Source organism: Paenibacillus senegalensis JC66 (assembly GCF_000285515.1).
Lineage (GTDB): Bacteria > Bacillota > Bacilli > Paenibacillales > NBRC-103111 > Paenibacillus_L > Paenibacillus_L senegalensis.
Map to the genome: position 1 here is coordinate 1,097,743 of NZ_HE610957.1, position 15,385 is coordinate 1,113,127.

Below are 15,385 nucleotides of genomic sequence, written 5' to 3' on the forward strand. Positions count from 1 at the left end.
TCCACTCTATTGCTTTCTAGCTACAATAACGACCCAATCCTGCTCATGCTGAATCTGCTCTATAGCAAAGCCTTCGGCCACCAGCTTCCTTTCAACTTGATCCTGTTTGGCTGTAATAATTCCTGATGCTACATAAAGACCGCCCGGGGATAGCGCATCATAGACGTCTTTTACAAATAAAAGAATGATATCCGCCAAAATATTCGCTACCACTATATCCACCGGAAGTTTAAATGGTCCTGGGGCTCCGTTTTGCTGTTCCTTCAAGACCCCTAGCAAGTCACTCTCTTTAACCGTAATTTGCTTTTCCAGCCCATTAAGCGCCGCATTGTCCGTAGCGCTGGAAACCGCTACAGGATCGAGATCAAGCGCCAGCACATGCTCAGCTCCAAGCTTAGCCGCGGCTATCGCCAATACTCCTGATCCTGTCCCTACATCGATCACACGCTCACCGCCTTGAATCCATTGATCCAAGGTTCTCAAGCATAATGCTGTTGTCGCGTGGGTCCCCGTGCCGAAAGCCATGCCCGGATCGAGCTCCAGAACAATTTCTTCCTCACCTGCATCATAGGGCTCCCAAGTCGGCTTAATGGTCAAGCGGTCTGAGATTTGAATTGGCTTGTAATATTGCTTCCATGCGTTAGCCCAATCCTCCTCATCGACCAACGCCATCTCCACCTGCGCTGCGCCGATGTCAATTCCGAATCCGGTGAGCAGGGAAATAGAGGTTTTTAGCTGGCTAAGCAACTGCTCCATGTCCTGCCCTTCAGGAAAATAACCTTTTATCACCGCTTCGCCTTCCGGGATATCGTTCAGGGGCAGCTCGTACCATTGGCCCAAAGAGGTATCCCTTGGCCTGTTCAATGATCCCGACTCTTCAATCGATACCCCTCCCGCACCAAGCTCATGCAGAAAATGAGAAATCATTTCGACCGCTTCTTCCGTGCTATGTACCGTTACTTCATACCATTTCATAGTTATGTTCCGCCTTCCCTCGTCCTTTTGCTGCCGTTTCAAAACAAACTAAATTCTATTGTACTACATTGCGGGCACAAGTGAAACTTCCGCCATGTCAAATAACCCCACAAGGTGGGGCTTCCTGCTGCGTGCAAAGAGATGAGCATCGAAGCGCAATCTTCCAGCCTGTAATAGGTATTAATAACACAACAGGCGGAAGCTGGCAGCAGCTGTGCCTACTTCCGCCTATGGGTAATGTGGATAGAAATTAGGAACAATTCAGTCTCCCAAGAAAGCTTTCTTCATCCGCTCAAAAATGGACTTGTTCTGTTCGTGGGTTTCCTCACCACTAAGCCTTGAGAACTCTCGCAGCAAATCCTTCTGCTCCTCGTTCAGATTCGTTGGGGTCACCACGACCACCTTCACATGCTGATCCCCCTGGCCATAGCCCCTAAGCCGCGGCACTCCTTTGCCTTTAAGACGAAAGTACGTATCCGTTTGAGTACCGGCGGGGATTTTGAGCTTCACTTTTTCAGTCAGCGTTGGGATTTCAATTTCATCACCGAGCGCTGCTTGAGTAAAGGTTAGAGGAATTTCGCAGTAAATGTCCTCACCTTCCCTCTCGAAGAAATCATGAGCTTTCACGCGAATAATGATGTACAGATCGCCTGGAGGACCTCCCCGTGTTCCCGGCTCGCCTTCGCCGGTAATTCGGAGCTGGGCTCCTTCGTCCACACCGGCAGGAATTTTGACGTGAATTTTTTTGCGTTTTTTGACTTTCCCCGTACCATGACAGGTTCCGCATTTATCACGGATGATTTGGCCTTGGCCGTTACAGTTTTGACATACCCGGCGGTTCACGATGCGGCCGAATGCTGTGTTCTGAATCACTTCCTGCTGTCCCGAGCCTTTACATACTCCGCAGGTTTCCGGCTTAGTGCCTGGCTTCGCGCCTGATCCATGGCAAGTATCACATGACTCGGTACGCGGGATTTCAATATCGGTTTCTTTCCCGAATATCGCTTCCTTGAATTCGATCGTCATCGAATATTGCAGGTCGCTGCCACGCTGCGGAGCATTCGGATTCCGTCTTCCGCCGCCACCGCCAAAGAACATGTCAAAAATGTCGCCAAAACCGCCAAAGTCCATGCCGCCGGGTCCGCCGCCCATTCCTTGGTTAGGATCGACATGCCCGAACTGATCGTAGGTCGCTCTTTTTTGCTGATCGCTCAGCACATCATAAGCTTCCTTGACTTCCTTGAATTTTTCTTCCGCATTGGCCTCTTTGTTGACATCGGGATGGTACTGGCGGGCCAATTTACGAAACGATTTTTTGATTTCTTCCGGAGTGGCGTCCCGGCCTACCCCGAGCACCTCGTAATAATCTCGCTTGCTCACTGTGTCACCCCTTGTCAGCCTGGCAAAAGGAAGGTCAAAGTCAAGCACCCCTGACTTTGACCTCGCTTTTGAAGCGTGCTAACCAGTTTAATTTTTGTCTTTATCGTCTACGACTTCGTAGTCGGCGTCAACTACATTTTCTTTGCCTTTCGCGGAAGCCGGCTCGCCTTCTTGAGCGCCCTGCTCTGCTTGACCTTGAGCGGCTTGCTGTTCGTACAGCTTGACGGACAGCTGCTGCACCACAGCAGTCAATTCCTCTACGGCTTTTTTAATTTCGTCAATATCGCTGCCTTCCAACGCTTTTTTCACTTTGTCCTTGGCTTCGTTCGCCTTATCGATCTCAGCCTGATCTACCTTGTCACCCAGATCCTTGATCGTCTTCTCTGTAGTATATACCAGTTGATCGGCTTCGTTACGAACTTCTACCAGCTCTTTACGCTTTCTGTCTTCTTCGGCATGGGCTTCCGCATCTTTCATCATACGGTCGATTTCTTCATCGCTAAGTCCGCTGGAAGAGGTGATCGTAATTTTTTGGCTTTTGCCGGTGCCTTTATCCAAAGCAGAAACGTTGACAATTCCGTTCGCATCAATGTTAAACGTAACCTCAATTTGCGGAATTCCGCGTGGAGCCGGAGGAATGTCACCCAGCATAAAACGGCCAAGCGTTTTGTTATCCGCAGCCATCGATCTTTCCCCTTGCAGGACATGAATTTCTACGCTCGTTTGATTATCCGCATAGGTACTGAATATTTGTGATTTGCTGGTCGGAATTGTAGTGTTGCGGTCGATCATCTTAGTGAACACGCCGCCCGCGGTTTCTATACCGAGGGACAGCGGGGTCACGTCGAGAAGAACGACATCTTTGACGTCTCCGGTCAATACACCCGCTTGGATGGCAGCGCCCAAAGCAACAACTTCGTCCGGATTAACCCCTTTATGCGGATCTTTGCCGATCAGTTTCTTGATTGCTTCCTGGACAGCAGGAATTCTCGTGGAGCCCCCAACAAGGACAACTTTATTAATTTCTCCTGCAGACAGCCCGGCATCGCTTAACGCTTGACGAGTTGGACCGAGTGTGCGTTCAACCAGGTCAGCAGTCAGCTCCTCGAATTTGGCACGGGTCAGATTCATCTCCAAATGCTGAGGCACTCCATCCGCCATCGTAATAAACGGCAAGGAAATCGTCGTTGTCAGCACACCGGAAAGTTCCTTCTTCGCTTTTTCCGCAGCGTCCTTCAAACGTTGAACGGCAGCTTTATCCTTGCTGAGATCAATACCTTGTTCCTTTTTGAATTCAGCTACCAGGTAATCGATAATCGCTTGGTCAAAGTCATCTCCACCAAGCTGGTTGTCTCCGCTAGTGGCACGAACTTCAAACGTACCGTCACCGAGCTCAAGAATGGAAACGTCGAACGTTCCGCCCCCAAGGTCATAGACCAGAATGATTTCTTCTTCCTTCTCCAAACCATAAGCTAATGCAGCAGCTGTAGGCTCGTTGACAATACGCAGCACTTCCAGACCGGCGATTTTACCTGCATCCTTAGTCGCTTGGCGTTGACTGTCATTGAAATAAGCCGGAACCGTAATAACCGCTTGAGTTACGGTGGAACCAAGATAAGCTTCCGCGTCGGCCTTCAGCTTCTGCAGAATCATCGCCGAAATCTCGGGAGCCGTATATTCTTTATCGCCGATTTGCTCCTTATGGTTCGTTCCCATATGCCGTTTAATAGAAGCAACCGTACGATCCGGGTTGGTGATCGCCTGGCGTTTGGCGCTCTCTCCGACAATTCTTTCTCCATCCTTCTTGAAGCCGACTACGGATGGAGTCGTGCGGTTTCCTTCGGCATTTGGAATAACAACGGCTTCGCCGCCTTCCATTACTGCTACGCAGGAATTCGTGGTTCCTAAGTCAATCCCAATAACTTTACTCATAAACTTCCTACCTCCTCAGTAAAATGACCTGCATCTATCTAGTTACACTTTTCAGTACATTTATGTGCGGGTCCCTTGCTATCGCGGCCTATTACATGCTTACCTTGACCATAGAAGGACGCACAACCTTATCTTTAAGCTTGTAGCCTTTCTGAATCTCTTCAACAACAATTCCTTCTTCGTATTCGTCAGACTCCACCTGCATGATCGCCTGATGAAACTCCGGGTTAAACGGCTCCCCTACAGCCTGAATCGGCTCCAGGCCTTCCTGCTTGAACACTTGATCCAACTGGCGGAAGACCATTTCCAGTCCTTTAACCAGGGCATCGAAATCTCGGCTCTCCTTGCTGGATTCCATCGCGCGCTCAAAATTATCAACAATTGGCAGCAGCTGCTCAATCACTTTCATGGATGCGTACTTGGCAAACTCTTCCTTCTCCTGGCGCGAACGGCGGCGGAAGTTGTCAAAGTCGGCTTGAACCCTCAAGTAACGGTTATAATTGTCCTCGGCTTCCTGACGAAGCTTGGCAATCTCCCCGGCCTCCTTGGAAGCCTCCTCATCCGCTTGTTCTTGGTCAGTAGCTGCAGACTGCTCCCCGGCCTGCTGCTCATAGGCAGAATTGTCGGCGGAACCTGTATTTTCTTCTTGGATAGCTTCCTCACCAGTCGTCTGATCCAATTCTTCCATAGCTTCTGCTTGATTCTTCTCTTGTTTACTCACGAATGGTTCACCTCCTTAATAGCGTACCGTATCTATAGTTCGATTGCCAGTCGAAGCCATAATTGTCTCACTCGTCAGCGGAATACCCTTTTTTCATTTTAACCACTGTATGAATACGCAAGACAGCACTGGCCACTTCTCCTGCCGCTTGAATGGCCTGAATTTTGACATAGGTCGGATCGACCACTTCGGATTTAAAGCAATCCATTAATTGACCTGTATCGCAATCAACGGCAATTGAGTCGGTATCGGATTCCAGCTGAACGGCCTTGACCTGTTCGACTTTTTCCAACGGGTTGAAGCCGGCATTGGTCACTATCTGAGCCATCGGCTTGCGCAGCGCACGGGCAACAGCGGAGATTCCAAAGCCTTCCATCCCTCTAACCGTCTCGCCATAACGGTCCAGTTCCCGGGCGGCGGCGATTTCTATCGCTCCTCCACCGGCTACATAACCGCTGCGAATAGCAGCTTGCACTGCGGAGGCAGCATCTTTGGCAATTCGTGCCCGTTCGCTAACAACCTCTTTGGTTGTGCCGCCCACCACGATCGTAACGGCAGGCTGCCCCGCGCCTTCGCCTACTTTCACCTTCTGGATTCGTTCATCATACCTGATTTGCCCGGCAAACCCCAATGATGCCACCAAATCTTCAGGTGATTTATTCAAACCGCTTCTGCGCAGCGGTCTGGCACCCGTATAGCGAGACAGCTTAAGCAAATCATTTCTTGGAACCCGGGTTAAGAGCAAAATACCGCGGTCAGCGCAAAATTGCTCCGCTTCGGCATGCGCCCCCCTGTCAACAGCAATTAAACCAACGTTCAAGGCGGAAAGCTGCTCCAGCTGCTGGAGGAATTTTTCTTTACGCTCGCTGTAGGCTTTATATCCCATTTCGGTCGTGAGCGCCTCTTCTTCCATTTGCTCCGGCTCCAAAGCATCCTGCAGCACTAAAATTTTCGCAGATAGCAGGTCCTTGACCGGTAAAAACATCGATGGCTGCTTATTCAACAGAATACCGGGCCATACTTCGCTGCTGCCGCCATCTGCTGTAATGACAGATTCGGAAAAACGAAACTGCTCACTTCCCAATGTTTCCTGGCCAACAATGTTCATAGCCTCGATAATCTGGTCGGCCAGCTCCCGATTTTCCCTCCCTGCCACATAAGCAATCCGGTACAGCATAGGATCATCAGCGCCGAGCACCGGCCGGGAACGGGAGCGCATAAATTGAACAGCCTGCCCTATGCCCTCCTGAATGCCGGCTACGACCTTAGCCACAGGCACACCACGGGACACCTCGGACAGACCTTCAGCTACCATCGCCCCTGCCAGCACAGTCGCGGTTGTCGTACCATCACCTACATGTCGCTGCTGAGAACGGGCTACCTGCACAACCAGCTTGGCTGCCGGATGGGTCACATCCATTTGCTCCAGAATGGTAGCCCCGTCATTCGTAATGAGGACATCCCCCAGTTCGCTGACAAGCATTGTATCCAGTCCTTTGGGACCAAGGGTGCCCTCCACTGCCGAACAGATCGCTCTTACCGCGGCTGCATTGTTAATTAATGCGGAATACCGTTCATCGCCATCGCTTTGGCTTGAATTGATCTGACTCATGATACTAGATCCTTTCTGCATGAATGCAAAGAATTAAGCCACTTCTTCTATTATTTGTACCATTTGGCAAGAACGACCGCCATATCTTTGGACAGATGATCCAATATGCGGATGACCCGGCCATATTCCATTCGCGTCGGTCCAAGAATGCCTACGGTTCCGAGGCACTGTCCGTCTATGGAGTAGCTGGCTGTAATCAGGCTGCAGTTATTGATCGCTTCAATTGAGTTCTCGCTGCCGATCTTCACCTGGATCCCTTCCGGCGAAGCAGCAAGCATTTGCACGACTGCCGGAGTCTCGCCAAGCGTATCCAGAATAAGCTTAACCTTGTCAACATCCTTGAACTCCGGCTGCATCAGCATATTCGTGGCTCCGCTCAGATAAACACGGTCATGCTCCTCATGATCAAGCGCAGACTCCAGCAGGCTGACCATTTCTTCATAATGATCGACATATTTATTGAGCTCTTCCCCAACCTTGCTGTACAGCTTAGACTTTAATTGATATAAAGGAACATTGGCCAGCTTGGCATTTAAAAGATTGACCGCCTTCTCAATATCACCAATGGACATCCCTTCCGGAATATCGACAATTTTATTTTCCACATGCCCTGTGTTAGTAACAAAAATCGCCACGCCGCTGCGCTCATCAAGTGGAATGATCTGCATTCTTTTCAGCGTCGTACTGAACACTTCCGGTCCCAATATGATAGAAGTGTAATTGGTCAAATTAGACAAAATAGCCGCAGCATGCTGGAATACCTGTTCCATTTCCTGTAATTTATCAGCAAAAAAAACCTTCATCGCATTCAATTCATGAGTCGATAAGGTCTCATAATTAACTAAATGGTCTACATAATAGCGGTATCCCTTATGAGAAGGAATGCGCCCGGCTGATGTATGCGGCTGTTCAAGAAAACCCATTTCTTCCAAGTCAGACATTTCGTTACGGATCGTAGCCGGACTGAATGCGACATCTCCCCGCTTCGATATGCTTCTGGAACCTACGGGCTCGGCGGAACGAATATAATCGTCAACAATAGCATTTAAGATCATTCTTTGACGCTCTGACAGCATAGTCTTCCACCCCCAGAAGTTATCGTTTGAAATGAATTTCATTGATTTCACTAAGCTTTGCCAACGATCGTTAGCACTCACTTGCTTCGAGTGCTAAATCATATTACAAAAATACCAGACTCCACCGCCAGTTGTCAAGTTAATCCAAGCGCTGGAGTACGGCAATTTCGTCACAGCAATGTTGTTTTTTGCAATGAATGCAATCTTTCCAAACCTTCTCTGGAAAAATCTCTTTAGGGACGACATGAAAGCCCATTTTTTCAAAAAAGGCAACCTCATAGGTCAAGGCCATCACTTTCGGTATTTGCTGCTGTCTGGCTTCCTCTACAAGGAATTCCACCAGCTTTCTGCCGATTCCAAGGCCCTTGCATTGAGGCTGTACGCCTAAGGAACGGATTTCCACCAATTCCTCTCCAAGCTTGCACAAGGAGCCGCAGCCGACCAGCTGCCCGCTCTCGTCATCGACCGCTACGACAAACGTATCTATGGAATAAACGAGCATTTCTCTGGAACGGGGGAGCATGATTCCTTGCTCGGCATAATCCTTAATCAGCTCATACAGCCCATCCAAATCCTGCTCGTTTGCTTTTCTGCAAATTATAGTCAATGAGTTCACCGCCACGTAATGACTGATATCATCAATTAATAATTGGGCGAATGCCCATATGTTAAAATTAAACTGATAAAAATGAAAGCAATATTGTATAAATATACAATATTATGCAATGATGTTCAAGACAAACTGCCAATAAATTCTCCGAACACTTCGTTGCCCAGAACAATTCCTTTTTGCGATAATCTCACCCGGCCGCCTTCCACGGCAAGCAGTCCTTTCTGCTCCAAACGGCTGATGATGCTGCCAAAGACTTCATCTACGTCGGTGCCGAATTCACGAATAAAATCATCCTTGGCAATTCCGGCGAGCATCCGCAATCCTACCATCATAAAGTCCTCCATCGCTTCCTCCCGGCTTACCGTAAATTGCTCGGCAATCGGCAGACCGCTCAGGGTGGCGTCAATATAAGGCTGAATACTCTTAATGTTGACGTGGCGTACCCGCTGCCTGTAACCGTGAGCCCCTGCTCCTAATCCGTAATAGCTCTGATTGCGCCAATACATCATATTATGACGGCTTTCTTTGCCAGGAAGGGCAAAATTGCTGATTTCATACTGATGATAGCCGTTTGCCGCCAGCTTCTCCATCGTCAACAGATACATCCCCAATTCAGCTTCTTCTTCAGGCAGCGGCAGCTCGTTTTTTTCATACAAATCGTGAAACAGAGTATTCTCTTCTACCTTTAACGAATAGATGGAATAATGCTGGAGATTCAAGGCCAGCGCCGCATCCAGAGAAGCCTCCACCTGGGCTAGTGTCTGATTGGGAAGCCCCAGCATCAAATCTATTGATACATTATCGAAGCTCAGCTTGTGGGCATTTTCAATGCTCTGATAGACTTCATCGACCGTATGAATACGGCCAATCTTCCTTAACAGCACCGGGTCAAAGGTTTGTACCCCGAAGCTTAGCCGGTTCACTCCTCCTTGCTTCATGACAGACAGCTTATCCATATCCGTCGTTCCCGGATTAGCCTCCATCGTAAACTCAAACGCTTCCGCTCGGTCGGCGAAATACGTATTGACCAATTTCACAAACTGCTCCATTTGCTCTGGAGTCAGAACCGTTGGGGTCCCGCCTCCGACAAAAACCGTTTCAATCCGGGATGGCGGAGCAAGCCTGACGGTCGCCTCCATCTCCCGCTCCAAAGCATCCAAATAGTCCTGGACCGGCTGGCCCTTAAGCACATAAGAATTAAAATCACAATAGTAGCATTTATTGGTGCAGAAAGGAATGTGAATATATACCGCTCGGGGAGAGCCGGAAAGATTGCCGGTATGCTTGTCCATGGGGAGACCTCCTTTCTAGTGTGGTAAGAAAAAAGCAGAAAGCCAAAGGCTTCCTGCCATAGCGTAAATACGTTGCTTCTATCCGCGTAAGTGTTTACTCCAAGCTTCTTGGCAGGCACGCGGAACTAGTCATCCAGCCTCAGTACCGCCATAAAAGCTTCCTGAGGCACTTCCACATTGCCCACCTGCTTCATTCTCTTCTTACCTTCTTTTTGCTTTTCCAAAAGCTTGCGTTTGCGTGATATATCACCGCCGTAGCATTTGGCAAGCACATTTTTACGCATTGCCTTGACTGTCTCTCTGGATAATATTTTTTGCCCGATAGCCGCTTGAATCGGAACCTCAAACATTTGCCGAGGAATTAAGGTCTTCAGCTTCTCGCAAATTTGCCGTCCACGATTATAGGCGCGTTCACGGTGGACAATAAACGATAGAGCATCCACCTGCTCCCCGTTCAGCAAAATGTCCATTTTGACCAGGTTGGAGACCCGGTATCCGGACATCTCATAATCGAAGGAGGCGTAACCCTTTGTCGTTGATTTCAAACGGTCAAAGAAATCGTACACAATTTCGGAGAGCGGAATATCATAAGTCAGCGTGACCCGGTTCGTATCCAGATACTCCATATTAATAAATTCGCCGCGCTTGCTTTGGCAAAGCTCCATAATAGCACCGACAAAATCATTCGGCACGATAATTGATGCCTTGACATAAGGCTCTTCTACCGAATCGATTTTGCCCTGTTCCGGATAGTTGGAAGGATTGTCGATTTCCAGCACATCGCCGTTGGTCAGCTTCACTTTGAAAATAACGCTTGGAGCTGTCGTAATTAACGGAATGTTAAATTCACGCTCTATCCTCTCCTGGATGATCTCCATATGGAGCAGTCCAAGAAATCCGCAGCGGAAACCGAAGCCTAGCGCAGAAGAGGTCTCAGGCTCATAGCGCAGGGAAGCATCATTAAGCTCCAGACGCTCCAAAGCTTCGCGAAGGTCATCATAGTCCGATGATTCGATCGGGTACAAGCCGCAAAATACCATCGGGTTAATCTTACGGTAGCCCGGCAATGGTTCCGCTGTCGGTTTTTTAGCATCGGTTATCGTATCGCCGACACGGGTGTCTTTGACGTTTTTGATACCGGCAACTACGAAGCCTACATCCCCGACATGCAATTCGTCAATAATGGACATCCGCGGCATAAAGGCTCCTACTTCGATTACCTCGAAGGTTTTGCCAGTGGCCATGAAACGGATTTTGGAACCGGCCTTGATCGACCCGTCCACAACTCTCACATACACGATAACCCCTTTATATGGATCGTAGTGGGAATCGAAAATAAGAGCTTTCAACGGTTCGTCCGGATCGCCTTGCGGAGCCGGCACCTTGCTAACGACCTGTTCCAGAATCTCCTCGATGCCGATTCCTGCTTTGGCAGAGGCGAGCACTGCATCGCTTGCATCCAGGCCGATTACATCCTCAATTTCCTGCTTCACCCGATCCGGTTCCGCGCTTGGCAGATCAATCTTATTAATGACAGGAAGAATTTCCAGGTCATTGTCCAAGGCCAAATACACATTCGCCATCGTCTGCGCCTCGATGCCTTGAGCAGCATCAACGACAAGCAAAGCCCCCTCGCATGCGGCAAGGCTGCGGGAAACCTCATAAGTAAAATCGACGTGCCCCGGAGTGTCAATCAAATTCAATATATACTCATTGCCGTCCTTTGCCCGGTATAACAATCTCACAGCCTGCAGCTTGATCGTAATCCCGCGCTCCCGCTCGAGATCCATCTGGTCAAGCACTTGTTCCTGCATTTCTCTGGAAGTCAAGGCCCCGGTAAACTCCAAGATCCGATCAGCTAGCGTTGATTTGCCATGATCGATATGGGCTATAATCGAAAAGTTTCTAATCTTTTGTTGTCTGGCTCGAATATCCGTCATGCTTACCCCCAAAGAGCATCAAATGTACAGTACTTTTCATTATAGCAGTTAACCCGATACCCCGTCCAGCAGAGCTGCTATCACCTTAACAACTCCATCAGCCAAAAGGTGGATAGCCTCCCCTGTTTTTCTCAGCACCTTATTAATCAGCGATTCTTGAATATGCAGGCCAGGCTCCGGGCGGAATTGTTGCAGACCTGAGGCTGTTGAGTCTTTGTCCAGGGACTGTTCAGCTTTCTTTTCCGGGGAATTCGCGCTTTCATCTCCCGGTGAGCCGCCTGTTTGGCTCGTGGCCGGAGCTGCAGCTCCACCGGAAACTTCCGGTTCAGCGCCTCCGGGAGACGGTGTGATTGTCGCGTTCAGCTTTTCACTGGAAGCGGCTGCGGGAGAGCGGCCTATCTCATTCATCAGCTCGATTCCGGTGAGCAGTCCGCCGATAAACACTAATACTAGCAGGAACAAACGGAGCAGCATAGAGCGGAACATTATCAATCACCCGCGGCATCTGCCGGCGCGGCATCGACTTTTTCCGCTTCCCAATACAGCTCTGCCACCACCTCGGCAAACAAATCTGCAGTCCGGTAGCTCTCTTCCAAGGTGTTAAACGGTCCGCCCATTTCTACCAGCACATTATTGGAAGATAGGGACTGGTTATATTCAGCGTCTCCCTGATGCGCGGATTTACCCCAAATCCCTTTGGAAAGGCCGGGCGCTCTTTCTTCCAGCTTTTCATGAATTTTTGCCGCGAATTGCTCATTTTCTTCCCAGTTGGGGTTTTTCTGTCCGATGATGAAATAAATTTGGGCGTAGTCTACACCGTCAATCGTTACCGTCGTCCGATCTCTCGGCAGTGAATCCCTGTGAATATCGAACACAAAATCGATGTCGGGGTGAGCGGCAAATGCCTCCTTGACCGTTTCTCGCGAATACTTATAGGAACGATACCAGTTGTAATCAGGCTGGGTTTCCTTGTATACGGGACTGTACTTGACCGCTCCTACTCCAAGCTCCTCCAGTCTGTCGACAAGCCGCTGCCCTACAAGCGTAATATTGACCTCTGGATCGTAAGCTTTATCCGCCTCTGTAATGTCCAGCTCCGGCACCCACGATTCCTCATAATGAGTATGGTAAACCAGCACCACCTTTTTCCCGTCTGTTGAAGGGGTTTCCGGCGGAGGCGAGGGTGTCGGGGAGGGCGTTGGCGTTGCCTCAACTTCCCCGGGCGATCCGGTTGGAACGGGAGCCCCATCCTTGCCCGGACCATAATCTTGCGGCGGCTCCGACTGGTTAGTGCCTTTTAGCGGAACGGCACTGGCCTGACCCATCCCGGGCACTTCTCTGGCCATTAACGTTTTGGGGTCGTTCGGGTTAATATCAGTCAGGAGCCTGAACACGAAGGAAAAGACATGATCACCCGAAAAGGTAGATTCTCTCTCGTCAACCAGCTGCGGTACTTCCAAGCCAATCAAATCGACAAAAAAATTGCTAGGCACCGAGGCCGCAATTCCTTTCATAGAAGAGAAGGTAGAGCCTCTCAGCTTGCTTTGAGCATAGCCCCCGATCCCTAAAATAACAAAAAACAGCAGTGTGACGATCATCAGCATGAGGAACAGCTTGATCCATGTTCTCATGTTATGAGTTGATCTTCTTATCCGGCTCAGGTCCATAGTAAAGCCTGTGAGCTTCATCTTTGTTCCTCCGATCGTGATTAGTAGAATAGGTTTCTATCTACTAGCAATCTATGAGGGAGGACTCAAAGATAGAACCAGGAACAAGTCCAACTGAACTTATTCCTATTAATTGTTTCCAGATTGCACAGGCTTGGCTGAATCTTCCAACTGCTGAGTATAGCTTCTAATTGCCGGCTGCAGCTCACGCAATGAGCTTAACTGCAAATATGCGCCCGCCGGCTTAACTTTGATTTCGACCACGTTGAACTGCCATTCCAGCTGCGCAGGCAAATAAATCGAATGAATCCCGTTTTCCAAGGCGGGAAGCACATCGGTCCGCATCGAATTGCCTATCATCCATGTTCGGCTGCGGTCAAAACCGGTGTCCTGCAAAATTTGCTGAAGCGCCTCCGTATTTTTATGCTGACGAATAAATATTCTATCTTCAAAGAACGTCTCGAGACCAGCAGCTGCAATTTTATCCTGCTGGATGGATGGGACCCCGCCGGTATACAGATACAGCTCATGCCCGTCACGAGTAAGGTTCTGCAGCGTTTCTTGCATATATGGGTAGGGCTCTACCTTCATATCATAGACGGTGCGCCCCAAACGGAACAGCCCGTCGATGCGGGCTGAATGCTGCGGAGTGCCGTAGTAGTCGCAAAAATACCGGTAAGTATCGACCAAGGATTCGGGAAAATGATTCTCCACGAAGCCTTTTCTAGTGACCCCTTCAATATCAATCTCCAGCTGCTTCGCTTTGACTGCTTCGGAATCCAGGCCTTCTGCCGAAAACCATTCACTCATTTGCTCGCTAAAGCGGTCAATGATCCGTTGAAAGTATTTATTGCAATGGATCAGTGTGTCATCCATATCAAATAGTAAAATTTGTGGTGTCATGAGGATGCTCCTTGCAAATTGTATTCTCCTGAACCGATTACTCGATCCTCCTAAAACTATAGCAAAAAATGACCCTCAGCCATAGCCCTGACAGCCAACCGCCCGTACTAAAAAGAATTTTTCTGCATTACATACACTTCATGCTGAATAATCCGAGAAGGCAAGGCGGGTCAGCCCACACCTTGCCAAAGCAATCCGTATTTTCGTTATAACCTTCTCCTCATTAATGAGTATAGGCGGCCACATTGTCCATATTCACTGCTTCATGCAGCGCAGCGTTCAAACCACTGGCGATAATATTGGCGATATCCTCGATGAATTCATCGATTTCCTTTGGAGTGACAAGCAGGTTATGACCTACCGGCTCCAGTACTTCCTTGACCAGCTGCAGCCGCTCCTGCTCCTGCATTCCATCCAGCATGCCAAGAATGTGGTCGGTGCCGTTTGTCAGTTTTTTAAAGTGTTCTGCCATCATATCAATACTGTTATTTACGATAGTTGAAGCATAGACTACAGTGGGCACGCCTATTGCTATGACGGGAACACCGAGAATTTCCTTCGTTAGTCCTTTTCTTTTATTGCCGATTCCCGAGCCTGGATGTATGCCCGTATCCGCAACTTGAATAGTCGTATTCACCCGCTCCAGCGCCATAGACGCCAAAGCGTCAACCGCAATGATCAAATCCGGGCGCGTTTTTTCCACAATGCCTTGAACTATTTCACTGCTTTCAATACCTGTAATCCCCAGAACGCCTGGAGCTACAGCACTGACCTGCCGATAGCCGGGACTTACCTGCTCCTCCACCAGCTCAAAGTAGTGACGGGTGACCATGATGTTCTCGACGACAAGAGGACCTAAAGCGTCAGGTGTTACATTCCAGTTACCTAAGCCGATGATCAGCACTTTGTCGTCAGGTCCCACGCCTGTCTTCGCTAAAAAAGCGGCAAACTCCTTAGCGAATTTGGTCGTTACACGATTTTGCAGTGTTGTGTCCTTATTGCGCAGCTGTGGCACCTCAATTGTCAAATAATACCCCGGCAATTTGCCGATTTGCTGCCCTGCTTCATTATGCTCAACCGCCATTCGCGTAAGCTTGATCCCTTTATCATTTTCAGTTTCGATTTCGATTCCGGGAATGGTGCTTTTGGATGCCAGTTCCTTGGCCTCCAGTGCCAGGTCTGTTCTGACGGTATATTGACTCAGATCCATTCTTCATTGCCCCTCTGCATGAAAGTCCAATTCATCATTTTATTGTGTGAGTAAATCCTCCTTC

At 49.1% G+C, this 15,385-nt stretch carries 13 protein-coding genes; all 13 read right to left on the minus strand.

The features are described 5' to 3' along the window. Positions 1-6: 6 nt before the first annotated feature. The 13 genes from prmA to gpr all read right to left on the minus strand — a co-directional run bounded on the left by prmA (position 7) and on the right by gpr (position 15,321). Complete coding sequence (prmA, locus tag PSHG_RS05210) at positions 7-975, minus strand: 50S ribosomal protein L11 methyltransferase (protein WP_010270399.1); 969 nt, start codon at positions 973-975, stop codon at positions 7-9. Between the two features lie 261 nt (positions 976-1,236). Further along, positions 1,237-2,355, minus strand: a complete 1,119-nt coding sequence (gene dnaJ / locus PSHG_RS05215) for a molecular chaperone DnaJ (protein WP_010270403.1) — start codon at positions 2,353-2,355, stop codon at positions 1,237-1,239. 87 nt (positions 2,356-2,442) lie between these two features. Further along, entirely contained in the window at positions 2,443-4,287 is a 1,845-nt protein-coding gene (dnaK, locus tag PSHG_RS05220; protein ID WP_010270406.1) for a molecular chaperone DnaK, read from the minus strand. 91 nt (positions 4,288-4,378) lie between these two features. Beyond that, complete coding sequence (grpE, locus tag PSHG_RS05225) at positions 4,379-5,008, minus strand: nucleotide exchange factor GrpE (RefSeq protein ID WP_010270409.1); 630 nt, start codon at positions 5,006-5,008, stop codon at positions 4,379-4,381. 67 nt (positions 5,009-5,075) lie between these two features. After that, on the minus strand, positions 5,076-6,620 hold the full coding sequence (locus PSHG_RS05230) for a TCP-1/cpn60 chaperonin family protein (RefSeq protein ID WP_010270410.1): 1,545 nt from the start codon (positions 6,618-6,620) through the stop codon (positions 5,076-5,078). Between the two features lie 50 nt (positions 6,621-6,670). Next, positions 6,671-7,696, minus strand: a complete 1,026-nt coding sequence (gene hrcA / locus PSHG_RS05235; RefSeq protein WP_010270414.1) for a heat-inducible transcriptional repressor HrcA — start codon at positions 7,694-7,696, stop codon at positions 6,671-6,673. A gap of 139 nt (positions 7,697-7,835) precedes the next feature. Further along, positions 7,836-8,303: an N-acetyltransferase gene (locus PSHG_RS05240; RefSeq protein WP_010270415.1), complete on the minus strand. Its 468-nt coding sequence runs from the start codon at positions 8,301-8,303 to the stop codon at positions 7,836-7,838. Positions 8,304-8,428: 125 nt separating this feature from the next. After that, complete coding sequence (gene hemW / locus PSHG_RS05245) at positions 8,429-9,601, minus strand: radical SAM family heme chaperone HemW (RefSeq protein ID WP_010270418.1); 1,173 nt, start codon at positions 9,599-9,601, stop codon at positions 8,429-8,431. Between the two features lie 125 nt (positions 9,602-9,726). After that, positions 9,727-11,541 (minus strand): translation elongation factor 4, encoded by a 1,815-nt coding sequence (gene lepA, locus PSHG_RS05250; RefSeq protein WP_010270421.1) that lies wholly within the window; start codon positions 11,539-11,541, stop codon positions 9,727-9,729. 48 nt (positions 11,542-11,589) lie between these two features. Next, positions 11,590-12,027 (minus strand): hypothetical protein, encoded by a 438-nt coding sequence (locus tag PSHG_RS05255; protein WP_010270425.1) that lies wholly within the window; start codon positions 12,025-12,027, stop codon positions 11,590-11,592. Between the two features lie 2 nt (positions 12,028-12,029). After that, positions 12,030-13,229, minus strand: a complete 1,200-nt coding sequence (gene spoIIP, locus PSHG_RS05260) for a stage II sporulation protein P (RefSeq protein WP_010270429.1) — start codon at positions 13,227-13,229, stop codon at positions 12,030-12,032. A gap of 108 nt (positions 13,230-13,337) precedes the next feature. Further along, the gene (locus tag PSHG_RS05265; protein WP_010270432.1) at positions 13,338-14,111 is read right to left on the minus strand and encodes an HAD family hydrolase; all 774 of its coding nucleotides are present in this window, start codon (positions 14,109-14,111) and stop codon (positions 13,338-13,340) included. A 223-nt stretch (positions 14,112-14,334) separates the two neighbouring features. Then, positions 14,335-15,321 (minus strand): GPR endopeptidase, encoded by a 987-nt coding sequence (gene gpr, locus PSHG_RS05270; protein WP_010270435.1) that lies wholly within the window; start codon positions 15,319-15,321, stop codon positions 14,335-14,337. Positions 15,322-15,385 lie beyond the last annotated feature (64 nt).

What these genes read in the sequence shown, in the direction of transcription:
- prmA (WP_010270399.1), bottom strand. Translation starts at nt 975, where the DNA reads ATGAAATGGTATGAAGTAACGGTACATAGCACGGAAGAAGCGGTCGAA.
- dnaK (WP_010270406.1), bottom strand. Translation starts at nt 4,287, where the DNA reads ATGAGTAAAGTTATTGGGATTGACTTAGGAACCACGAATTCCTGCGTA.
- PSHG_RS05230 (WP_010270410.1), bottom strand. Translation starts at nt 6,620, where the DNA reads ATGAGTCAGATCAATTCAAGCCAAAGCGATGGCGATGAACGGTATTCC.
- hrcA (WP_010270414.1), bottom strand. Translation starts at nt 7,696, where the DNA reads ATGCTGTCAGAGCGTCAAAGAATGATCTTAAATGCTATTGTTGACGAT.
- hemW (WP_010270418.1), bottom strand. Translation starts at nt 9,601, where the DNA reads ATGGACAAGCATACCGGCAATCTTTCCGGCTCTCCCCGAGCGGTATAT.
- lepA (WP_010270421.1), bottom strand. Translation starts at nt 11,541, where the DNA reads ATGACGGATATTCGAGCCAGACAACAAAAGATTAGAAACTTTTCGATT.
- PSHG_RS05255 (WP_010270425.1), bottom strand. Translation starts at nt 12,027, where the DNA reads ATGTTCCGCTCTATGCTGCTCCGTTTGTTCCTGCTAGTATTAGTGTTT.
- spoIIP (WP_010270429.1), bottom strand. Translation starts at nt 13,229, where the DNA reads ATGAAGCTCACAGGCTTTACTATGGACCTGAGCCGGATAAGAAGATCA.
- PSHG_RS05265 (WP_010270432.1), bottom strand. Translation starts at nt 14,111, where the DNA reads ATGACACCACAAATTTTACTATTTGATATGGATGACACACTGATCCAT.
- gpr (WP_010270435.1), bottom strand. Translation starts at nt 15,321, where the DNA reads ATGGATCTGAGTCAATATACCGTCAGAACAGACCTGGCACTGGAGGCC.